The following is a 20,243-nucleotide window of genomic DNA, read 5'->3' as shown; positions in this document are numbered from 1 at the left end:
TAAGCCTGACGTCAGGTCACAGACAGCAACGTGTTAGCACGCTGTGCATTTTCATCGACACCCGAGATAATTTTCATCTGCATCTCAAAGCGTCGGGCATTGGCTATCATATCGGTCATGGCTTCTGCCGGTTTTACATTACTGCCTTCCAGAACGCCGGACAGCACGCGAACCGTTGCATCCGCGGGCAGTACCGCGCCACGCACGGCCTGAGCAGCATCATTGAGACGGAACAAACCATCATCACCGCGCACAACCTCTTGCGTACCGGCACTGACCAGTTTCAGACGCCCCACCGGACCAATTGTTTCAGGCCCGTCACCCGCATTAAGTACTGAAATTGTCCCGTCAGATGCCACTGTGACAGCGGCACCTTCAGGAACCGCTATCGGCCCGCCATCCCCCATCACCAGTCGGCCACCAATGGTTAACTGGCCGCCAGGGCTGACCTGGATATTACCGTTGCGGGTAAAAGCCTCCTGGCCATCTGCTCCCTGGACCACCAGCCAGCCGTCCTGCTGAATAGCCACATCCAAAGGGCGTGAGGTATAGTCCAGTTGCCCTGGCGTCATATCAGCACCTGGTGTCGAGGCAACAACTAACGTTCGGGTCGGTAATGACAGTCCTTCAACAGGAACAGCGCGCAAGGCATTAAGCTGGGCACGAAAACCAGGCGTTGAAGCATTGGCTAAATTGCTGGCGGTAACGGCCTGTTGGTTCAGGGTTTGGCTTGCCGCCCCCATCGCCGTATAGATAGCGTGATCCATTAAGTTTTTCCGTCAGACGCTTAGCGTAAGTTAACCAGGTTATTGAGGATCTGATCCTGGGTTTTGATAGTCTGCGCATTCGACTGATAGTTACGTTGAGCGACTATCATATTCACCAGTTCTTTACTCAGGTCAACGTTTGAGGCTTCCAGCGCGCCACTGGTCAGGGTACCGAAGTTACCGTTACCGGCAGTGCCCAGCAAAGCATTACCTGAAGCACGTGTTTCGCCCCAGACGTTATCGCCCTTGGCTTCGAGTCCACCAGGGTTTGCAAAGTTGGTCAGAACAATTTGCCCCAGCAACTGGCTTTGTTCGTTGGAGTACAGACCCATCAGATTACCGTCATCGTTAATCTGATAAGAAACTAAGTCACCCGGCTTATAGCCATTTTGACTGGAAGCAATCACATAGTTATCGCCGGTGTTTTGTTGCATGGAATTTCTGAAATCAAGTTCAAAAACGACCGGATCGGCACCACCGATCGTTCCACTGGTAACGCCAGCGGTGGTAATCCCTTCAACTAAGTTACCGTTAGTATCAAATTTCATCGTTGTAACAGGCTTGAAGGTGCTACCTGGGGCGCTGTTATCGAGAGAGTAGACATCCCAGCTATTGGCGGTTTTACCTTTGACAAAAAAGAGATTGATATCGTGGACGTTACCCTGAGTATCGAACACGGTAACAGAGGTTTTTTTGTTATAACTTTCGGTTTTAGCTGGATCAAACGTTTCCAGAACTGGCGCTTTATCCATCGAGTTCAGGTTAATCTGGACATGCGCGTTAGTGGTGGTTCTGGCTGGCATCAGGGTGTTAGGTACCGCTAATCCCACCGGGTCAGCACCTTGCTGGATAGTCGGTGGAACACCGGTAGCAGGATAGCCCGTTAACTGTAAGCCCTGCATATTGACGATATTACGGTTCTCATCCAGCTTGAACTGGCCGTTACGGGCATAAACAATTTGCCCGGTGCTGTCCACTAAACGGAAGAATCCATTCTTACTGATAGCCACATCCAAACCACGACCGGTACTGCTGGTGATGCCGTCATTAAAGTCCTGCATCACGTCGGCAACTTTTACGCCCAGGCCAGTCTTGGTTCCGGCAAACATATCGGCAAAAGCGACCGAACTGGATTTAAAACCGTAGGTTGCGGAGTTGGCAATGTTGTTACCAATCACATCCAGGTTAGCGGCTGCAGCATTCAGGCCGCTTATCGCTTGAGAGAACGACATGTCTTACTCCTGCTAAAATTATAGGGTTAAATGATCTGTCTGATTTCGTCGAGAGTACTGTTTCCGTAAGTTCCCAGGTCTAATAAGACATTGCCGTTACTGCGCACGACGCCATTGACCATGGCAAAGTTCAGCGGCTGGGCGACTAACTGAGTACCGCCATTAGTGGCATTGATAGAGACGGCATAGGCACCATCCGCTGCCGCAGAGCCATCGTCCAGAGTGCCATCCCAGCTAAAGGTATGAACACCGGCACTCAACCCACCTAAGTCGATAGTGCGTACAACCTTGCCATCTTTATCGGTAAGCGTTGCGGTGACTTTATCGGCACCCTGAACCAGTTCAACGCCAAAAGGCGTGGTGGTTTTGCTGCCAACCAGGACTTTATCACCCGGGATCATGACACCATGACCAATCAGGTTAGCGGCTTGTACTGACTGGTTATTGTTCAGCTGACCCGTGATGGCACCTAAGGTGGTATTCAGCTTTTCAATACCGCTTACGGTGCTGATTTGTGCGAGCTGAGTAGTCAGCTCATTGTTTTCCATCGGATTGGTGGGATCCTGATTTTTTAACTGTGCGACCAGCAACGTCAAGAAACTACCTTGTAAGTCAGATGCACTGTTACCCGCTACGTTGCCACTACCGGTCGTACTATTGACACCCGATGTGGTGGTATCATTTACCTTCACCGAAATAGACATTTGAGTTTCCTTTACTGGCCCAGTGTCAATGTTTTAAGCATCAGGCTTTTTGCGGTGTTAAACACCTCGACGTTCGCCTGATAACTGCGGGAAGCAGACATGCTGTTGACCATTTCACCGACAACATCAACATTCGGCATACGCACATAACCACTGGCATTTGCCAGCGGGTTACCCGGCTGATAAATCAGCTTATCCGGCGCATTGCTTTCTATTACCTGAGAGACTTTGACCCCACCGGTTGCCGCTCCCGGTGCAGCATCGACCTGAAATACCACCTGTTTAGCACGGTAAGGCTGGCCATCAGGTCCGGTTGCGCTATCTGCGTTAGCAAGGTTACTCGCCGCCACATTCAGCCGTTTCGACTGGGCAGCCATGGCGGAACCCGCAATATCAAATACATTCAGTAAAGCCATGGGTTACCCTTGTTGTAGCACGGACATCATGCTTTTAATTTGTCCGTCTAATACCCTCAGATTCGTTTGATAACCTAATGTGTTATCTGAAAACTGTGCACGTTCACGGTCCATATCGACGGTATTACCATCCAGCGCAGGCTGGTCAGGTACGCGGTAAAGAAGACCTAAGGAAGGAGAAGAGTGGGTTTCAACAGGGATATGACGCGCAGAAGTCGTGGTGAGTGAAAGACCACCTCCATCAACACGGCCACGGGCTAATACTTTTTTCATCTCACTGGCGAAATCGATATCACGCGCCTGAAACCCGGGGGTATCGGCATTGGCAATATTCGCGGCGAGGATTTCCTGACGCTGAGCACGCAGATTAAGCGCTTCTTGCTGGAACCTGAGCGCGGCATCTAATTTATCGAGCATGTTCCCTCCATGTTTCACAGAATAAGGAATAGGACAAAGCTTAAAGTGACAGAGCTCCGCTTGATGGGAAGAATAAGCAACAAATACCGTGCTATTTGTTGCATTGGCGAAATCACCGGACGCGTAAAATTGCCTCACGGAGATAAGGAGAACGATAATGCGCTATCTGAGTTTGGGAATTGCTTTTGCCGCTATCATGGCCAGCCAGTTCAGCTACGCCTCTGACATCAAAACACAACTACTCCCCTATTTTCAGCAACGGCTGGCGGGTGTCAGCGACGAGGTCAGTATCGAATTAAAAACCTCCCCGACCCATCTTCTGCGCTGTGAAAATCCGGTATTTTCGACGCCTGCAAATAGTCGGCTATGGGGAAATATTAGTGTGCTGATGCGCTGCGGTAGCGATAAACGTTTTATTCAGGTTCAGGTTGGAGCTATAGGCCATTATGTCGTCGCTACCCGTTCAGTACCACGAGGTACAATACTGGATAGTCAGAGCCTGACCCTGAAACGTGGAAAGCTGGAAAATTTACCGGCTCAGGCACTCACCCTGACTGAACAAGCCGTTAATGCTGTCACACTGCGTGATATTACCCCTGATATGCCGTTAACACGGTCAATGATTCGACAGCCATGGCTGGTCAAAGCCGGGCAGCAAGTTCAGGTGGTGGCCAGTGGAGAGGGTTTTAGCGTGAATAGTGAAGGACGTGCTCTGAACAATGTTATTGCCGGTCAGCAGGCTCGTGTTCGCCTGAACTCTGGTCAGATTATCAGCGGTAAGGTCGATGCTGATGGGAATATTCTGATTAATCTGTAATCTTTTTAAAGATTCTGTCACAGTTGCCGATAGTACCTTTAGCATAAATAATTGGCTCTTACGCCACCAGCATCTCGGTGAGGAAAACATAATGAGCATTGATCGTACATCCGCGTTAAATCCGGTCAGTAGCGTACAGCATCGCGAAACTAACGATAATCCCGCGCTACAAAATAGCCCGGAGAAATCGCTTTCAACTAACAGCACCAGCGTGCAACTCAGTGATGCACAAGCCAAGTTAATGCAACCCAGTGACGGTGATATTAATCTGGATCGCGTAGAAGCACTGAAAGCGGCTATTCGTAATGGTGAAGTGAAGATGGATACCGGTAAAATTGCCGATGCTTTACTTCAGGACACCCGCAACGCTTTGTTGGATAAATAACCGTGACGCGATTGCCAGAAATTCTGAGCCAAATAGCAAACGTACTCAACTCACTGGAAGCAGTGATGAATACGGAGCAACAACAGCTGTCAGCGGGCCAAATCAATGGCAGCGCGCTACAGCGTATCACTGAAGATAAAAGCTCACTCCTGGCGACGCTCGATTATCTCGAAACACTGCGTCTGGCGGAACAAAAGACGGTGGTTACTCAACCGGCAGAAACAGAAGTACAGTGGCAAGCTATACGACAACATATTCAGCGACTCGGGGAGATTAATCAGCATAACGGCTGGCTACTCGAGTCCCAGCGCGAACATACAGAACAGGCGCTGGCTATTCTTAAGCCACATCAGGCTCCTGAGTTTTATGGCGCTGACGGTCAAGCCAAATCCGTGGTTAACCCAGCGAATAAAAAAGCCGCCTGGTGATATAGCACTGCATGCCATCGCTGGTCCTGTCTGCGACCAGCTTTCATGGCATCTATTTATAATGCTTTAAGAATTTTCACTGTTTCTGCTATATCTATCTCATCTTCTGAAAAGACAAGTTCGCTATTTTGAAAAGTAGTGATGGCAAGTTTTTGCAGACTACGCATTTTACTGTTCCCGGCACTCTCTTTCGGACGAATATTGTTCATCAGTAATCCTACTGATAAGACCGTATTCTCTTTATCAACTTTTGCTTCCGCAGGGACTTCTTCGCTATACACCCTGAAGGATTTAATCGCAGTAATTTTGACTTGTTCGCCCGCAATAAAAATATACTTGCTGGAGGCTAAGACTTTAACCTTAAAAGCAGACAAACCTTTGTTATTGGTTCCAGGTTCAAACGTAACCGCTGCGCCCTTCTTAATCAGTTCAGGATTCGTGACTTTAATAATGTGAAAATAGCGGTTATCACCGTCTTCATCTTTGATAAATCCAAACCCTTTATCTTCAAACCAGGTTGTGATTGTTCCGTTCATTGTGCTACCACCTAATTAACTTATTATTTTCTAAAATTTTTCGTGTTGCTTAAGCTGACCCGGGCCGCATTATACCGAACGTCGGGCAAAATCTTTGAGTTTGAAACCCAGCAGCATCAAGGTTGCAAAGTAGGATCCGGCTCCGACAACCACGACCAGTATTAACCGTGATAAGCGATAGAACATCGAGCCAGTATCCCAGGATGGCAACAACATCAGCATTCCGATAAGCACCCCGGACATCACCAGTACAGCTACCAGCAGACGGGCTAAAAACTTTCCCCAGCCTGGGTGCGGTCTGAAAATATCTTGTTTACGTAATTGCCAGTATAGCAAAGCCGCATTAAGACAGGCCGCCAGACCAATTGACAGTGATAATCCCGCATGTTTTAGCGGACCGATAAATGCCAGGTTCATCAGCTGAGTGATAATAATCGTGACAATAGCAATTTTCACCGGGGTTTTAATATTCTGACGTGAATAGAACCCCGGCGCTAATACTTTCACTGCAATCAACCCTAATAATCCGACGGAATAGGCTACTAAGGCTCGCTGGGTCATCAACGCATCAAAGGCAGTAAAATTACCATACTGAAACAGTGAAACGACGAGCGGCTGCGCCAGAATGCCGAGTGCCACTGAAGAAGGCAGAGCCAGTAAAAAACAGAGTCGCAGCCCCCAGTCCATCAGTCGGTTATAACCTTCATGATCGCCTGATGAATAACTTTTAGCCAGTGACGGCAGCAGGATAGTCCCGAGAGCGACACCCAGTACTCCGGCAGGAAACTCCATCAAGCGATCGGCGTAGTACATCCAGGAGACCGAACCGGATGCCAGAAACGAGGCGAAAATCGTGTTTATTATCAGTGAAATTTGACTGACGGAGACACCAAGAATAGCCGGTCCCATCAGTTTTACGACTCGCAGAGAACCCGTGTCTCTGAAGTTGATTCGCGGCAATACCAGCATGCCGATTTTCTTCAGATAGGGTAACTGATACGCGAGCTGTAGTACTCCGCCTACCGTTACCGCCCAGGCAAGAGCAAGGATCGGCGGATCAAAATGCGGTGCCGCAAAGACAGCGAACAGGATCATACTGACATTCAGTAACGTCGGCGCAAATGCCGGGACTGAGAAACGATTCCAGGTATTGAGTATCGCCCCAACTAAAGAGGCTGAAGAGATCAGTAAAATATAAGGAAAGGTTATCCGCAACAGGCTCGATGTCAGCGCAAACTTATCGGCGTCATCGGTAAATCCTGGTGCCGTTGCCATGATAACCCAGGGGGCGGCAATCATGCCCACAATGGTAATTAACGCCAGAACCAGAGTTAATAACCCGGCAACATAAGCGACAAACAGGCGGGTATCTTCAAGATCCTCGCGGCTTTTATACTCTGCCAGAATCGGCACAAATGCCTGAGAAAAGGCCCCCTCGGCAAAAATACGTCGTAACAGATTGGGGAGTTTAAATGCGACAAAAAAGGCATCGGTTGCCATACCGGCACCAAAGACTCTGGCAACAATAGCATCACGTACAAATCCGAGTACGCGGGATACCATGGTCATTGAACTGACCGCCGCCAGTGATTTTAATAAGTTCATTGAATTCGTGATTCCACAAGCAATCAACCTGAATAGCAGGCATCAGATAACCTGACAACCTCACCCCGATGTCACCACCGGTTATAGGTTGCAGGCCAAACGAATAAAGAGTGTTATCGCATCCAGATAGCGTCAACGCGGCATAGTCTACCGATACATTACTGAAATGCTACTAAGAGATGTTACAGAATTATTTAGACGATATAACGTCCTTCAATAAGTCTTCTATGATCCTCTGTGCCAGTATCGCCTGTTCACCCGCGGTTTCCGGTACGGTCTGATTAGCAACACAATCAATAAAGTGTTTAGCGCAGCCAGCGAAACCGCGTTGCTCCAGAATACTCTGCCAGCCCGGAACCGGGAGCTCAACCACCCCAGCACCGCGTTCTTCACGCCACTGCCGCATATCCGTAACATCATAGAGCCCGCCATCCGTGACAGCCTGTACCCATTCACGCTGACTACCGGCACAACGATGCATACTGGTGGTTATCAATACATTGTCGCGGCGAAAGTGATGTTCGGCGTACAATAACTGTCCTTGTTCATTGGCATGCAGTAGTCCCCCCTGTAAAACAGCCTGTTGTCCACCCAACCAAAGTGCTGTATCAACTACGTGCAGATAGTCATCCAGCAAAGTGAATCGAACATCATGCGGCCCGACGCTATTAAGCCGGTGTTTATCCATTCTCAGGGAGGATACTGAACCCAGCTGTTGTTTCAGAGCCAGATACTGGGGAGCAAAACGACGGTTAAAACCGACCATCAGAGTACGTTTTTTCTTTGCAGCCAGAGCAACCAGTTGCTCTGCTTCAGCCAGATTATCGGCAAGGGGTTTGTCTACACAGACATCGACTCCGGCTTCAAGTAGCTCGCGTACCACCGCAAAATGGGAACGAGTACTGCTGTGGACAAAAACAGCATCACAGACACTGGCAAGGGCAGGTAACGAAGAGGCATAAGGAATACGGTACATGTCGCAAACAGGCAGCGCAGTGGCTTTGGTCGGTGAAAACGCTGCCACCACCTGCCAGTCAGGTGATGCGGTTAAAACCGGTAACCATGCTTTCTGTGCAATACCACCTAAACCGACAATTCCGACCCGTAATTTACTCATCGATTACTCTCCTGAATGATTCAACAATACCGCAAGCTGTTGTTTTAAATCAGCCACTTCGGCTTCCAGTACACTCACACGTTCTTCAAGTTCAGATGCCACAGGCTCCTGAGTGTCAACAGTAAGATCCTGTGCCTCAGCAGCACCACTGAACAGCTGCTGATAACGGCTTTCACGCTTACCGGGTTCACGCGCCAGACGTACGACAAAAGGACCATCTTCACGCTGTGCCAGATTTTCCAGTGAGGTTTCCAGTTGCGCCATATCATTGAATTCAAACATACGGGTGGTACGTCCGCGTAGTTCACCCGGCGTCTGAGCGCTACGCAGTAATAACGTGGTGACAATCGCCACCTCTGCCGGAGAAAACTTTAAGTTCCCAAACTCAGAGTTACAGAAGCGTTGTTCATATTTAGTGACGCGATTACCAAAGCCCGTGACCGTACGCAGATAACGGCGTTTCGCCAGTTCATCGAGTGTTTCCTGTACTTCGCGTTCGCTCAGATTCATGACCGGTTCGCGGTTTGTTTTCTGATTACAGGCGACCACAATGCCGTTGAGCGACATCGGGTACTGTTCCGGAGTCGTGACCTGTTTTTCCAGCAGACTACCTATCACTCGAGCTTCTACTGCGGTGAACTGATGTTTCATCTTTTATCCTTAGCGACCAGAGAGCCAGTTTTTATTCGTCAGCGCGGTTAAAACGTGATCCTGCCATTGCCCGTCAATCAGTAAATAGTCTTTAGCATACCCTTCTTTTTCAAAACCCAGGCGTGCCAGCAAATCACCACTACGCTGATTATGTGGCATATAATTAGCCATAATACGATGCAATGACTGCACGCGGAACATATAACGTGTGGTCGCGGTAAGTGCCTCGAACATCAGCCCTTGCCCCTGGGATTTATCACCAAGCGAATAACCGAGATAGCAGGCGTTAAATGCCCCGCGCACCACATTAGAATAATTTGCCACACCGAGTATCTCTTTTTCGTCTGCATCCATCAGAGCAAAATAAAAGGCACTCTGTTGCTGATGCATCTCTTCCATCATGGCCAGACGCGCCTGCCAGCCTGAATGTGAATAATAACTTTCATCACGATACGGTTCCCATGGCTTCAGGAACTGACGATTTTCAGCATAATAGTCCGCCAGTCGCCAGGCATCGCGCTCATAAACCAGCCTCACTACCATTCGGTCTGTCGCTAACCGGATTTTAGGCACGTTATTGCGATAACCAAACATGTTATTCCACCCTTTCATTTTACCTGACCCGGACTGATGCCATTACCTTGCCTGTGACCTGATTAAGTGACGATAAAAAAATTCATCACGATGAAAAATTTAACTCAATGTCATAGAACGATAAAAAAATATTATCTTGTGTCGGCTATTAAAAATAGAGTCCAGGAGCGAAAATACAGGCTAAATAATTCAGCTCCTGCCAGGCACTACGCAGATGACCTGATTGAAGTCATATTCAGATAGTTTGAAGTATGATGGGCAATAAATATTCCCAGGAGGGGAAATGTCGCGTGTATCGCAGGCGAGGCGCCTTGGTAAATATTTTCTATTATTAGATAATATGCTGGTTGTACTCGGTTTTTTCGTTGTTTTCCCTTTGATTTCAATCCGCTTTGTTGACCAGATGGGGTGGGCAGCCTTGATGGTCGGTATTGCCTTAGGGTTACGTCAGTTGGTACAGCAAGGGCTGGGGATTTTTGGCGGGGCGATTGCTGACCGACTGGGCGCGAAACCAATGATTGTCACCGGAATGCTATTGCGTGCTGCCGGATTCGCCTCAATGGCTGTCGCGGATCAACCCTGGTTACTCTGGTTATCCTGCATTCTCTCCGGCCTCGGCGGCACCTTATTTGATCCACCGCGCGCCGCTTTAGTCATTAAACTGGTTCCTCCTGCACAACGCGGGCGATTTTTCTCGTTGTTATTAATGCAGGATAGCGCGGGAGCCGTTATCGGTGCCTTGCTGGGAAGCTGGTTACTGCAATTCGACTTTTCCCTGGTCTGTGCGACCGGTGCAGTGATTTTTATTCTCTGTGCGCTGGTGAATCTCTGGCTATTACCGGCCTATAAACTGTCGACTATCCGCACGCCCATACGCGAAGGAATGCGCTTTGTTCTCAAAGATAAACGCTTTGTTATCTATGTCCTGACGCTCACAGGCTATTTCATGCTGGCCGTCCAAGTGATGCTGATGCTTCCTATCATGGTCAACGATATCGCCGGAACCCCCGCTGCGGTAAAATGGATGTATGCCATTGAAGCGGCCCTGTCCCTGACCCTGCTCTACCCTATTGCTCGCTATAGCGAAAAACGTTTCAGCCTGGAACAACGCCTGATGGCAGGACTATTTCTGATGACCGTCAGTATGATCCCAATGGGTTTAACCAGTTCTCTGCAACAGTTGTTCTCGTTGATTTGTCTTTTCTATATTGGCTCAATCATCGCGGAACCCGCTCGTGAGACACTCAGCGCTTCGCTGGCAGATTCTCGCGCCAGAGGAAGCTATATGGGCTTTAGTCGGCTTGGTCTCGCCTTCGGCGGCGCTTTAGGCTATACCGGCGGCGGCTGGTTATTCGATACCGGCAAAGAATTTGGCCAGCCGGAACTCCCCTGGGTCATGCTCGGTATTATTGGCATAATTACTCTGATTATCCTCTGGTGGCAATTTTTACCTGAGCATGAAAAACCACCCATTTCCGAATCAAATAAATTACATTAAACCAACATGTTATCAGTAACCCACGTCTGGGCGCTCCAATACAGCCCGGGCAATTTGCAAAATAACGGCTAACGCAAACCGATAAAATCACGTTCAGCGATGAACAAAGTGGTATCGAGGGTGTCTGTTAAGACAGGCGATTTTGCTTCATCAGGCTTTCAGAATGAACGGAATCGTAGCCATGACAGCCCCTGCGCTGGCAGCGCCTGTCATGATAACGTTGTGGATGAGGATGTAGATGAAAAGGTTTTTTTTGACTGCCGTATTGGCACTGGGAGCTTTACTTGTCGGGTGTAATCAGCTCACGCAGTATCAGGTGAGTGAACAAGCCATCAATCAGGCACTGGAGAAACACAATCATTTTTCAAAAAACATCGGTTTGCCAGGCGTCGCTGACGCCCAAATTACACTGACCAATTTAGTCAGTCAGATAGGCCGCGAAGAACCGAACAAAATCATGTTAAGTGGCAAGGTTGGCCTGGATATTTCCTCCCTTTTTGGTAGTCAAAAAGCGACTGTTGCGCTCAAAATGAAAGCCCAGCCGGGTTTTGATAAAGAGACGGGTGCTATTTACCTGCGTGAAGTTGAAATTATTGATAGCCAGATAGAACCGGAAAAAATGCAGGGTATTCTGCAAACCCTTATGCCTTATCTTAGCCAGTCATTACGCAGTTACTTTAATCAGAATCCAGCCTATGTTCTGAGTGACAGCCACAGCAAAGGCGAAGCGCTGGCGAAAAAGCTCGCAAAAGGGATTGAGGTTCGTCCCGGAGAAATTGTGATTCCCTTTACTAACTGACTCGCCCTTAATCAGAGCGTAGTGACTGCGCTCTGATGTTTTTATTGCGATAAGTGATGCAAACGAAAACGTTTCCGCATATCCTTGGTACCCGGCATAAACTTGTAGCAATCTGCTTTCCCTATCTTGCGCCGGAGCACATTCATGACCGTATTATCCCAGGTATTAAAAATTCGCCGCCCTGACGACTGGCATATTCATCTGCGTGATGGTGAAATGCTCAAAACCGTGGTGCCCTATACCAGCCAGGTTTATGGTCGCGCAATTGTCATGCCTAATCTTGTGCCCCCAATTACTACCGTTGAAGCCGCTATTAGCTATCGTCAGCGTATTCTTGATGCCGTACCCGCAGGGCAAAAATTTGAACCCTTAATGACCTGCTATCTGACCGACACCTTGGATCCCGCGGTTCTTGAACAGGGTTTTAATCAAGGGGTCTTTACTGCGGCTAAGCTCTACCCTGCTAATGCCACCACAAATTCCAGTCATGGCGTCACCAGTACAGCAGCGATTATGCCCGTGCTGGAACGGATGCAAAAAATTGGCATGCCATTGCTTATCCATGGTGAAGTTACTCATGCTGATATCGATATTTTCGACCGCGAAGCGCGTTTTATTGAAACCGTGCTGGAACCACTGCGTCGCCAGTTACCGGCACTGAAAGTGGTATTTGAGCATATCACCACCAAAGATGCGGCCCAGTATATCGAGAGCGGTAACTCACTGATTGGTGCCACGATTACGCCGCAGCACTTGATGTTTAACCGTAACCATATGCTGGTAGGCGGTATCCGTCCGCACCTCTATTGTCTGCCGATTTTAAAACGCAGTGTGCATCAGCAAGCCTTGCGTGAACTGGTCGCCAGCGGTTGTTCTCGTGTATTCCTCGGGACGGACTCAGCCCCACATACTCAGGCCCGTAAAGAATCCAGCTGTGGCTGTGCAGGATGTTTTAACGCACCTTCAGCGCTGGGTGCCTATGCCACTGTCTTTGAAGAAATGAATGCTCTGGAACACTTTGAGGCGTTCTGCTCGCTCAATGGTCCGGCATTCTATGGACTGCCGGTCAATGAAGAAACGATTGAGTTAGTGCGTGTGGCCGAGAAAATGCCAGCACAGATAACCAGTCCTGATGGTGATATCGTCCCGTTCCTCGCTGATGAAGACGTTCTCTGGTCGATAAAAGGTTAACTTTTTAATTACGTCTATTGTGTTGTCAATAATGATACTGTATATGTATACAGTATCATTATCGGAGGCCATTATGCGTATTGAAGTGACCATCGCCAAAACTACCGTTTTACCCGCCGGTGCCGTTGATGCCCTCGCCGGGGAACTCTCCCGTCGTATTCAGCATGCCTGGCCCGACATCTCGACCGAAGTTCAGGTGCGTCTTGCAAGCAGCAACCAGCTCTCTGTGCTGGGCGGTGCCAAAGAAGATAAAACCCGTATAAGCGAAATCCTTCAGGAAACCTGGGAAAGTGCTGACGACTGGTTCAGCGCAGAATAATACCCGTCATCAGAATATCTGCCGACTCCATTCCCCTGGTCGGCAGTTCACGTTAAGATTTTGTTCCCAGTATTTAAAATAATTTTAATCTATTGATTTTAATATCATATCAGAAAATAAAGCACTCACACCGTGCAAGATATCCGTATATTCTTCGGGCTCTTTCTGTTGTTTTTTCTCATTTTAAGCATAAAAAACAATCAATTAGTTTAAATCTATTTGTATGTCACAGGTAAATGATGTTAGAAAGTATTACCGGGCGCGTATTTACTCCGCCTTTCTTTTAGAGAGTTGATATACTTAATCTTGTTTCACCTTTATCTTGCATGAACCTCACAAGTCGTTGTCTTCTTACACGTTATAAGGGGTTATGATGGAAAAAAATAAAGATGTTATTCAAACACATCCCCTCATTGGATGGGATATCAGTACGGTAGACAGTTACGACGCAATGATGCTACGCCTGCACTACCTGACATCTAATAATCAGAAGCAAGATGAAACTGAAATCGGCCAGACGCTATGGCTCACCACCGATGTCGCCAGACAATTTATTTCGATCCTTGAAGCCGGAATAGCCAAAATTGAGTCCAGTGAGTACCAGGTCAGTGACTATCGTAAACACTGACGGCTGTATCCCTCGTTCCGGTTAATCGTTGTAGCTTAAGTAAGTCAGTACGACAATCTCAAGATGATGTTTGCCAGCCATCGAGGGGGGCACAGCCTGTCCCCTCGCCATTCAAAACGGGGCACTTTAACGGTGCCTTTGCCATTTTTATCCCCACAGAAATTGCATGAATGCGCCGAATTAATTACCCTCTCTGAAGTAAAAAATTCCAGTGACTCCCGGAACGCTGTAAGCAGCTTAGCTGCCCCCTCTTCGGGAAGCTTCAGTTTGACAGGCACATAATGAGAAAAACCATGAAATATGATCTTATCATCGTTGGCAGCGGGTCTGTTGGCGCTGCCGCAGGTTGTTATGCAGCCAATTCTGGCCTGAAGGTGCTGATGATTGACAGCGCCCATCCTCCTCATACAGAAGGAAGTCATCATGGTGACACTCGCCTGATGCGCCATGCCTATGGTGAAGGGGAAAAATATGTACCGCTAGTATTGCGTGCTCAGAAGCTGTGGGATGCGCTGGCTGAGATGAGTGGCGAGAAGATATTCCATCGTACCGGGGTTATCAATGTCGGCCCGACTGATTCGTTGTTCATTAAAAATATCGCCCAAAGTGTCGAAAAATACGCGTTACCTGTCGAAAGAATGGACGCGGAAGCCGTTCAGGCACGCTGGCCAGAAATTCAGATCCCCGCTGATTACATTGGCCTTTTTGAAGCTGACTCTGGCGTACTAAAAAGTGAAGTGGCGGTTGAGACCTATATTCGTCTGGCGAAACAGGGGGGAGCAGCTCAGCTGTTTAACTGCCCTGTGACTGAAATCTTGCATCAGGATGACGGCGTCACTGTTATCACAGCCGAAGGCAACTATCAGGGCGCTAAACTGTTAATCAGTGCCGGTACCTGGGTGAAAAAACTGCTGCCAGAATTACCCATCACGCCAGTGCGTAAGATTTTTGCCTGGCATCAGGCTGATGGTCGTTACAGCGAAAATAACCGCTTCCCGGCATTTACTGCCGAAACGCCAAATGGTGACCAGTATTACGGCTTCCCGTCAGAAGATAACGAGTTAAAGGTCGCTAAACATAATGGCGGGCAGGTTATCGACTCACCAGAGCAAAGAGTGCCCTTCGGACGAATGCCTGGTGATGGTATGGAAGTCTTTCCGTTCCTGCGTGATTTCCTACCCGGTATTGGCTGTTGTTTACACGGTGCTGCTTGCACCTATGATAATACACCGGACGAAGACTTCATTATTGATACCCTGCCAGAACATGCTAATACCTTGATTATTACGGGCCTGAGTGGCCATGGTTTTAAATTTGCGTCTGCATTAGGCGAAATTGCCTGTCAGTTTGCTCTGGGTAAAGAATCTGCGTTTGATTTATCACCCTTCTCCCTGTCTCGTTTTAATAAAATATAATCTCTTTGTGTGGTGGTAATGCCACCACACCTCCCCAGAAATAGTCTTATCCAGCCCTCAGTAATAAACCTCTCTCGTGAAAAGCCACAGTAATACGATTATCTTATCTCTCTCATAAACCGTATTTACACTGAAGAAAACTGACAATAAAAAACAAATAAACAGTTATATGTACAAATATCAAGAACAACTCAAACTGCAATAAAACCGTAAAATATCAATAATCTTGCATTAGATTTCGATAAAACAGAAAAAGAACCACCATTATCAATCAAATTTTATGAAAGACATTATTTATATTTAATTAGCGATATTTTTAAGTTGATTTAAAGAATGTGGATCGTCTAAGGTTCGTTTTAATTTCGTGTAAACCGGATGTTAAATTATGCAATGGCGAAACTCGCCACAACGCTACGGCCATATCTCAGTTTTAATTCACTGGTTAGTTGCAATAACCGTGTATGGCATGTTTGCGCTGGGCTTATGGATGGTGACACTCAGCTATTATAGTGACTGGTATCATAAAGCACCGAACTTACATAAAAGTATCGGTATTACATTAATGCTGGTAATGGTCATTCGCGTGATCTGGCGGTTTATTTCACCGCCCCCCCCGGCATTAAAAAGTTACTCGCGCCTGACGCGTATCGCCTCAGTCGCGGCACATATTTTGCTCTACACCCTGTTATTTAGCATTTTGCTTAGCGGTTATTTCATTTCAACTGCTGATGGCAAAGGTATCAGTGTGTTTGGCTTGACCGAGATCCCGGCAATCTTTGCCGCGGGTGCAACCCAGGCTGATTTAGCGGGAAGCATCCACCTTTGGCTGGCCTGGGGAGTATTAATTATTTCCCTGTTACATGGCCTGGCCGCACTAAAACATCATTTTATTGATAAAGATGCCACCCTCAAACGAATGCTGGGTAAAGCGTCCCGTTAACTATGGAGTAAGACAATGAAAAAAATCCTGCTGGGTACTACTTTAGCCGCTCTGTTATTCTCTGCCGGTTCTGCTGTTGCAGCCGACTATAAAATTGACAGTGAACACTCCACCGTCAGTTTCCGTATTCAGCACCTGGGCTATAGCTGGTTGAATGGTGCATTCAACGATTTCAGCGGTAACTTCAGCTATGACGAGAAAGATCCGTCGAAGGACAAAATCAACGTCACCATCAAGACTACCAGCGTTGACACTAACCACGCTGAGCGTGACAAGCACTTACGCAGTAACGATTTCCTGAGCGCAGACAAGTTCCCTGAAGCGACCTATGTTTCGACCGGGGTAACAAAAGAAGCTGACGCCCTTAAAATTGACGGTAATCTGACGCTTAACGGTGTCACTAAGCCTGTAACCTTGACGGCAGAACTGGTCGGCCAAGGTGATGACCCTTGGGGTGGCAAGCGTGCAGGATTTGAAGCACAGGGTAAATTTAAGCTGAAAGATTTTAATATTAACAGCGATCTGGGGCCTAAATCACAAGAAGTTGAATTAACGATTTCTGTGGAAGGTATTCAGCAGTAGTAAAGCCAATGCTCTCCCGTCACCGGGAGAGCATTATATTTCACTCAGGATCGGGAATACCTAAAGTAGTATTGAGTAATCCGCGTGATTTATTGAAGATTTTATTGCCATTCTCACGACCTGCACGACGACGACGCTGCTCTTCTGGTGACAAGACCAGTTCTTCCCTGCAGATATCACTGCAGCAACCATTGAATTTCTCAGCACAGCTCGGGCACTGAATAAACAGCAGATGGCAGCCATCGTTTTTACAATTGGTATGGCTATCACAGGCGGTGCCGCATTGGTGGCAATGCGCAATCACGTCATCGGAGATACGCTCCCCCATCCGCTCATCAAAGACAAAGTTCTTACCGATAAAACGCACCGGCAACTCTTGTTCACGCGCCTTACGCGCATACTCAATAATCCCGCCTTCAATATGATAAACATTCTCGAAGCCATTATGACGCATAAAGGCACTCGCTTTTTCACAGCGAATTCCTCCGGTACAGTACATGACTATTTTTTTGTCTTTATCATCCGAGAGCATCTCAACCGCTTTCGGTAACTGCTCGCGGAAGGTATCGGCCGGGATTTCCATCGCATCGCTAAAATGCCCGACTTCGTATTCGTAGTGGTTACGCATATCGACAAAAACAGCCTGGGGATCATCCAGCATTTCATTGACTTGCGCGGCATTGAGATACTCACCGACATCGCTGGCATCAAAGGTCGGGTCATCAATGCCATCAGCCACAATGCGATCGCGTACCTTCATACGCAATACCCAGAATGACTTACCATCGTCCTCGAGGGCGATATTCAGGCGTAAGTTATTCAGTGCGGGATGGAACGCGTAAATCATCGCTTTAAATGCCGCTACCCGGCTCTGAGGCACGCTAATCTGCGCATTGATACCTTCATGAGCCAAATAAACCCGACCAAATACATCGAGTTGAGTACAGGCTTGATAAAGTGAATCGCGCACAATTTGTGGTTCTTCAAGAGTAAAATATTTATAGAATGAGATAGTGGTACGCGGCTCGGTTTCAGCCAGCATACGTTCACGTAAAGCCTCATTCGATATGCGGTTATGTAACACTGGCATGGTGTTCACTCTGCAATCATTAAAAAGGGCCTGCATCATAAAGCAAAAAACAGCAATTTACATCTATCCCTTTTGAGCTACATTTTATTTATTGATTGCGAAAGAACATGTTAGAGCGGAAGTTTTTGATACAAAATTTAGCTTAGTGACAAAAAAATGTCACAATAGGTGGCTAAAAAGATCTAATAATAATGAAGAAAAGGTTAGCAATGACAAACTTACCACAATTCTCACGCGCATTACTCCACCCTCGCTACTGGGGAGTCTGGTTTGGAATCGGCCTGTTATACCTTCTGGTACAACTTCCTTATCCACTGTTGTACCGATTTGGTTGTGGATTAGGCCGCCTGTCAATGCGTCTGATGAAGCGTCGCGCTAGTATTGTCCGCCGTAATCTGGAGTTGTGCTTCCCGGATATGACAGTCGATCAACGGGAAAAGATGACCGTGACTAACTTTGAATCACTGGGTATGGGGCTCATCGAGACCGGTATGGCATGGTTCTGGCCCACAGAGCGTATTAACCACTGGTGCCACTATGATGGAGCGGAAAAGGTAAAAAAAATCCAGGCGTCAGGTCAGGGAGTCTTACTGATCGGCGTTCATTTTTTAACGCTTGAACTGGGAGCACGCATTTTTGGCATTAAAACGCCGGGTATTGGCGTTTATCGGCCGAATGATAATCCGGTCATCGACTGGATACAGACCAAAGGCAGAATGCGTTCTAATAAAAGCATGTTAGACAGAAAAGATCTGAAAGGAATGATCCGGGCGCTTAAGCAAGGCGAAATTATCTGGTATGCCCCCGATCATGACTATGGGCCTCGTGGCAGCGCTTTTGTCCCATTTTTCGCCGTAGAGCAAGCCGCCACCACTACCGGCACCTATACTCTGGCAAAACTATCCGGGGCCAGTATCGTTCCCTTTGTTCCGCGCCGTTTACCCGGCGGTAAAGGTTATGAACTCACCATCCTGACACCGGAGTGCTCACCGCCACTCGAAAGCCCGGAAGAGACTGCTCGCTGGATGAACGGAATTATTGAACACTGTATCAATATGGCTCCGGAGCAATATATGTGGCTTCATCGTCGCTTCAAGACTCGCCCCGAAGGAGTACCAGACAGATATTTGTAGTCTTCTTAATCGCTTATAATCCTAATCCACTGCGGGCAAAGTAGAGAATACTTCGCCCGCTACCACAACGAATCCCCCTGTCAGATAGCAACTATCCGTACTTGATTCCAGGACGTACTATCCCGCACTGATCCGACAACATCTGTCACACATTACTTTTTTTCTTTCAGTCATACTTCAAGAGAATCTTGGTCTATGATTTCTTTATATCCCACCCTATCCGGAGAAAAAATATGACCCTCTATATCACCCTCGATGAAGCTATTGATGCTGCCCGAGAACTGTTTCTTGCCGAAAACCCAGAACTGGATGAAGAGAGCAGTAATATTGAGCAATTCAATATCCAGAAATATGTAATGCAGGACGGCGATATCATGTGGCAGGCTGAGTTTTTTGCCAGTGAGGAGGACAGCGGAGAGTGTCTGCCCGCATTAAGCGGAGCGGCAGCACAGAGTGTTTTCGATGGTGACTATGATGAAGTTGAAATTCGTCAGGAGTGGCTGGAGGAGAATACCCTGCACGAATGGGACGAAGGCGAGTTTCAGCTCGATCCTTCCCTGGATACTGAAGAGGGGCAAAGTGCCGCTGATGAATGGGACTATCGTTAAGCCTTACTCATATGGCCCGTGGCTCGCATCAATAGGCAGTAACAGGGTGTCGAAGACCAGTGAAAATGGCAAATCCAGGACCGTAAGATAGCGCCATGCGCTATCACGCATATCCCACTGTACGCCAGGGTAATACTGGTTACCGTGTCCTTGACCCGGTACTGTTCGGCTGATGATACTGCCACAACCAGTGAGCAAACTAGTCACCAGTATTACCATTATGATTTTTAACAATTTTTATTCCTGCTGACATAAAAGATGCCGCAATTGAGCTGATGAAAAAATACCGACCTGATGGTCGGTATTGGTTGAGTATCCCGGCGATAATATCATAATGGCAGAGCCGGTTATCTTTCATCCCGGCGCTACAC

25 protein-coding genes are annotated in these 20,243 nt (G+C 47.7%); 13 read left to right on the top strand and 12 right to left on the bottom strand.

What is annotated here, in order from left to right; genetic code table 11:
* Positions 1-11 precede the first annotated feature (11 nt).
* Genes M2387_RS20755 through flgB form a run of 5 tightly spaced genes read right to left on the bottom strand, consistent with a single transcriptional unit; the run spans position 12 to position 3,536 of the window.
* Positions 12-767: a flagellar basal body rod protein FlgF gene (locus M2387_RS20755; RefSeq protein WP_259052244.1), complete on the bottom strand. Its 756-nt coding sequence runs from the start codon at positions 765-767 to the stop codon at positions 12-14.
* A gap of 20 nt (positions 768-787) precedes the next feature.
* The gene (flgE, locus tag M2387_RS20750) at positions 788-1,999 is read right to left on the bottom strand and encodes a flagellar hook protein FlgE (protein WP_259052243.1); all 1,212 of its coding nucleotides are present in this window, start codon (positions 1,997-1,999) and stop codon (positions 788-790) included.
* 26 nt (positions 2,000-2,025) lie between these two features.
* Positions 2,026-2,703 (bottom strand): flagellar hook assembly protein FlgD, encoded by a 678-nt coding sequence (gene flgD / locus M2387_RS20745; RefSeq protein WP_259052242.1) that lies wholly within the window; start codon positions 2,701-2,703, stop codon positions 2,026-2,028.
* An 11-nt stretch (positions 2,704-2,714) separates the two neighbouring features.
* Positions 2,715-3,119: a flagellar basal body rod protein FlgC gene (flgC, locus tag M2387_RS20740; RefSeq protein WP_259052241.1), complete on the bottom strand. Its 405-nt coding sequence runs from the start codon at positions 3,117-3,119 to the stop codon at positions 2,715-2,717.
* Positions 3,120-3,122: 3 nt separating this feature from the next.
* Positions 3,123-3,536: a flagellar basal body rod protein FlgB gene (gene flgB / locus M2387_RS20735; RefSeq protein WP_259052240.1), complete on the bottom strand. Its 414-nt coding sequence runs from the start codon at positions 3,534-3,536 to the stop codon at positions 3,123-3,125.
* A 157-nt stretch (positions 3,537-3,693) separates the two neighbouring features.
* Between flgB and flgA the strand changes: the two genes are divergently transcribed.
* The 3 genes from flgA to flgN all read left to right on the top strand — a co-directional run bounded on the left by flgA (position 3,694) and on the right by flgN (position 5,166).
* Complete coding sequence (gene flgA / locus M2387_RS20730; protein ID WP_259052239.1) at positions 3,694-4,353, top strand: flagellar basal body P-ring formation chaperone FlgA; 660 nt, start codon at positions 3,694-3,696, stop codon at positions 4,351-4,353.
* Positions 4,354-4,444: 91 nt separating this feature from the next.
* Complete coding sequence (gene flgM / locus M2387_RS20725) at positions 4,445-4,738, top strand: flagellar biosynthesis anti-sigma factor FlgM (RefSeq protein ID WP_259052237.1); 294 nt, start codon at positions 4,445-4,447, stop codon at positions 4,736-4,738.
* A gap of 2 nt (positions 4,739-4,740) precedes the next feature.
* A complete protein-coding gene (gene flgN, locus M2387_RS20720) occupies positions 4,741-5,166 on the top strand; it encodes a flagellar export chaperone FlgN (protein WP_259052234.1) in 426 nt (141 codons plus the stop codon).
* A gap of 56 nt (positions 5,167-5,222) precedes the next feature.
* Here flgN and M2387_RS20715 read toward each other — a convergent pair whose 3' ends face one another.
* The 5 genes from M2387_RS20715 to rimJ all read right to left on the bottom strand — a co-directional run bounded on the left by M2387_RS20715 (position 5,223) and on the right by rimJ (position 9,669).
* Positions 5,223-5,702, bottom strand: a complete 480-nt coding sequence (locus M2387_RS20715) for a cold-shock protein (protein ID WP_259052231.1) — start codon at positions 5,700-5,702, stop codon at positions 5,223-5,225.
* 69 nt (positions 5,703-5,771) lie between these two features.
* On the bottom strand, positions 5,772-7,307 hold the full coding sequence (gene murJ, locus M2387_RS20710; RefSeq protein WP_259052228.1) for a murein biosynthesis integral membrane protein MurJ: 1,536 nt from the start codon (positions 7,305-7,307) through the stop codon (positions 5,772-5,774).
* 190 nt (positions 7,308-7,497) lie between these two features.
* Positions 7,498-8,424, bottom strand: a complete 927-nt coding sequence (locus tag M2387_RS20705; RefSeq protein ID WP_259052226.1) for a Gfo/Idh/MocA family protein — start codon at positions 8,422-8,424, stop codon at positions 7,498-7,500.
* Between the two features lie 3 nt (positions 8,425-8,427).
* Positions 8,428-9,075: a DUF480 domain-containing protein gene (locus tag M2387_RS20700; RefSeq protein ID WP_259052223.1), complete on the bottom strand. Its 648-nt coding sequence runs from the start codon at positions 9,073-9,075 to the stop codon at positions 8,428-8,430.
* A gap of 9 nt (positions 9,076-9,084) precedes the next feature.
* A complete protein-coding gene (rimJ, locus tag M2387_RS20695) occupies positions 9,085-9,669 on the bottom strand; it encodes a ribosomal protein S5-alanine N-acetyltransferase (protein WP_259052468.1) in 585 nt (194 codons plus the stop codon).
* A 283-nt stretch (positions 9,670-9,952) separates the two neighbouring features.
* Between rimJ and mdtH the strand changes: the two genes are divergently transcribed.
* The 8 genes from mdtH (at position 9,953) to M2387_RS20655 (ending at position 17,041) form a co-directional block, all read left to right on the top strand.
* Complete coding sequence (mdtH, locus tag M2387_RS20690) at positions 9,953-11,167, top strand: multidrug efflux MFS transporter MdtH (RefSeq protein ID WP_259052219.1); 1,215 nt, start codon at positions 9,953-9,955, stop codon at positions 11,165-11,167.
* A 238-nt stretch (positions 11,168-11,405) separates the two neighbouring features.
* Positions 11,406-11,966 (top strand): lipoprotein, encoded by a 561-nt coding sequence (locus tag M2387_RS20685; protein ID WP_259052216.1) that lies wholly within the window; start codon positions 11,406-11,408, stop codon positions 11,964-11,966.
* Positions 11,967-12,110: 144 nt separating this feature from the next.
* Positions 12,111-13,157 (top strand): dihydroorotase, encoded by a 1,047-nt coding sequence (gene pyrC / locus M2387_RS20680; protein WP_259052213.1) that lies wholly within the window; start codon positions 12,111-12,113, stop codon positions 13,155-13,157.
* A 73-nt stretch (positions 13,158-13,230) separates the two neighbouring features.
* On the top strand, positions 13,231-13,476 hold the full coding sequence (gene dinI / locus M2387_RS20675; protein WP_259052210.1) for a DNA damage-inducible protein I: 246 nt from the start codon (positions 13,231-13,233) through the stop codon (positions 13,474-13,476).
* 373 nt (positions 13,477-13,849) lie between these two features.
* Positions 13,850-14,104, top strand: a complete 255-nt coding sequence (gene bssS / locus M2387_RS20670; protein WP_259052467.1) for a biofilm formation regulator BssS — start codon at positions 13,850-13,852, stop codon at positions 14,102-14,104.
* 293 nt (positions 14,105-14,397) lie between these two features.
* On the top strand, positions 14,398-15,519 hold the full coding sequence (solA, locus tag M2387_RS20665; protein ID WP_259052209.1) for an N-methyl-L-tryptophan oxidase: 1,122 nt from the start codon (positions 14,398-14,400) through the stop codon (positions 15,517-15,519).
* A gap of 385 nt (positions 15,520-15,904) precedes the next feature.
* Entirely contained in the window at positions 15,905-16,459 is a 555-nt protein-coding gene (locus tag M2387_RS20660) for a cytochrome b (protein WP_259052208.1), read from the top strand.
* Between the two features lie 15 nt (positions 16,460-16,474).
* A complete protein-coding gene (locus M2387_RS20655; protein WP_259052207.1) occupies positions 16,475-17,041 on the top strand; it encodes a YceI family protein in 567 nt (188 codons plus the stop codon).
* 40 nt (positions 17,042-17,081) lie between these two features.
* On the opposite strand, the gene trhO is transcribed toward M2387_RS20655, so the two are convergent.
* On the bottom strand, positions 17,082-18,131 hold the full coding sequence (trhO, locus tag M2387_RS20650; protein ID WP_259052206.1) for an oxygen-dependent tRNA uridine(34) hydroxylase TrhO: 1,050 nt from the start codon (positions 18,129-18,131) through the stop codon (positions 17,082-17,084).
* Positions 18,132-18,340: 209 nt separating this feature from the next.
* Between trhO and M2387_RS20645 the strand changes: the two genes are divergently transcribed.
* A complete protein-coding gene (locus M2387_RS20645; RefSeq protein ID WP_259052205.1) occupies positions 18,341-19,264 on the top strand; it encodes a Kdo(2)-lipid IV(A) acyltransferase in 924 nt (307 codons plus the stop codon).
* 233 nt (positions 19,265-19,497) lie between these two features.
* Positions 19,498-19,872: a MysB family protein gene (locus tag M2387_RS20640; RefSeq protein ID WP_259052204.1), complete on the top strand. Its 375-nt coding sequence runs from the start codon at positions 19,498-19,500 to the stop codon at positions 19,870-19,872.
* Between the two features lie 3 nt (positions 19,873-19,875).
* Here the strand turns inward: M2387_RS20640 and M2387_RS20635 are convergent, their stop codons facing one another.
* Positions 19,876-20,091: a YceK/YidQ family lipoprotein gene (locus M2387_RS20635; protein WP_259052466.1), complete on the bottom strand. Its 216-nt coding sequence runs from the start codon at positions 20,089-20,091 to the stop codon at positions 19,876-19,878.
* Between the last annotated feature and the right edge of the window lie 152 nt (positions 20,092-20,243).

Origin of the sequence: Klebsiella sp. BIGb0407 (assembly GCF_024807845.1) — a bacterium.
Lineage (GTDB): Bacteria > Pseudomonadota > Gammaproteobacteria > Enterobacterales > Enterobacteriaceae > JGM124.
This window is presented reverse-complemented; position numbering and strand designations above follow the sequence as displayed.

Coding starts and splice junctions, on each gene's coding strand:
- M2387_RS20755 (WP_259052244.1), bottom strand. CDS start 767: ATGGATCACGCTATCTATACGGCGATGGGGGCGGCAAGCCAAACCCTG.
- flgE (WP_259052243.1), bottom strand. CDS start 1,999: ATGTCGTTCTCTCAAGCGATAAGCGGCCTGAATGCTGCAGCCGCTAAC.
- flgD (WP_259052242.1), bottom strand. CDS start 2,703: ATGTCTATTTCGGTGAAGGTAAATGATACCACCACATCGGGTGTCAAT.
- flgC (WP_259052241.1), bottom strand. CDS start 3,119: ATGGCTTTACTGAATGTATTTGATATTGCGGGTTCCGCCATGGCTGCC.
- flgB (WP_259052240.1), bottom strand. CDS start 3,536: ATGCTCGATAAATTAGATGCCGCGCTCAGGTTCCAGCAAGAAGCGCTT.
- flgA (WP_259052239.1), top strand. CDS start 3,694: ATGCGCTATCTGAGTTTGGGAATTGCTTTTGCCGCTATCATGGCCAGC.
- flgM (WP_259052237.1), top strand. CDS start 4,445: ATGAGCATTGATCGTACATCCGCGTTAAATCCGGTCAGTAGCGTACAG.
- M2387_RS20715 (WP_259052231.1), bottom strand. CDS start 5,702: ATGAACGGAACAATCACAACCTGGTTTGAAGATAAAGGGTTTGGATTT.
- murJ (WP_259052228.1), bottom strand. CDS start 7,307: ATGAACTTATTAAAATCACTGGCGGCGGTCAGTTCAATGACCATGGTA.
- M2387_RS20705 (WP_259052226.1), bottom strand. CDS start 8,424: ATGAGTAAATTACGGGTCGGAATTGTCGGTTTAGGTGGTATTGCACAG.
- M2387_RS20700 (WP_259052223.1), bottom strand. CDS start 9,075: ATGAAACATCAGTTCACCGCAGTAGAAGCTCGAGTGATAGGTAGTCTG.
- rimJ (WP_259052468.1), bottom strand. CDS start 9,669: ATGTTTGGTTATCGCAATAACGTGCCTAAAATCCGGTTAGCGACAGAC.
- mdtH (WP_259052219.1), top strand. CDS start 9,953: ATGTCGCGTGTATCGCAGGCGAGGCGCCTTGGTAAATATTTTCTATTA.
- M2387_RS20685 (WP_259052216.1), top strand. CDS start 11,406: ATGAAAAGGTTTTTTTTGACTGCCGTATTGGCACTGGGAGCTTTACTT.
- pyrC (WP_259052213.1), top strand. CDS start 12,111: ATGACCGTATTATCCCAGGTATTAAAAATTCGCCGCCCTGACGACTGG.
- dinI (WP_259052210.1), top strand. CDS start 13,231: ATGCGTATTGAAGTGACCATCGCCAAAACTACCGTTTTACCCGCCGGT.
- bssS (WP_259052467.1), top strand. CDS start 13,850: ATGGAAAAAAATAAAGATGTTATTCAAACACATCCCCTCATTGGATGG.
- solA (WP_259052209.1), top strand. CDS start 14,398: ATGAAATATGATCTTATCATCGTTGGCAGCGGGTCTGTTGGCGCTGCC.
- M2387_RS20660 (WP_259052208.1), top strand. CDS start 15,905: ATGCAATGGCGAAACTCGCCACAACGCTACGGCCATATCTCAGTTTTA.
- M2387_RS20655 (WP_259052207.1), top strand. CDS start 16,475: ATGAAAAAAATCCTGCTGGGTACTACTTTAGCCGCTCTGTTATTCTCT.
- trhO (WP_259052206.1), bottom strand. CDS start 18,131: ATGCCAGTGTTACATAACCGCATATCGAATGAGGCTTTACGTGAACGT.
- M2387_RS20645 (WP_259052205.1), top strand. CDS start 18,341: ATGACAAACTTACCACAATTCTCACGCGCATTACTCCACCCTCGCTAC.
- M2387_RS20640 (WP_259052204.1), top strand. CDS start 19,498: ATGACCCTCTATATCACCCTCGATGAAGCTATTGATGCTGCCCGAGAA.
- M2387_RS20635 (WP_259052466.1), bottom strand. CDS start 20,091: ATGGTAATACTGGTGACTAGTTTGCTCACTGGTTGTGGCAGTATCATC.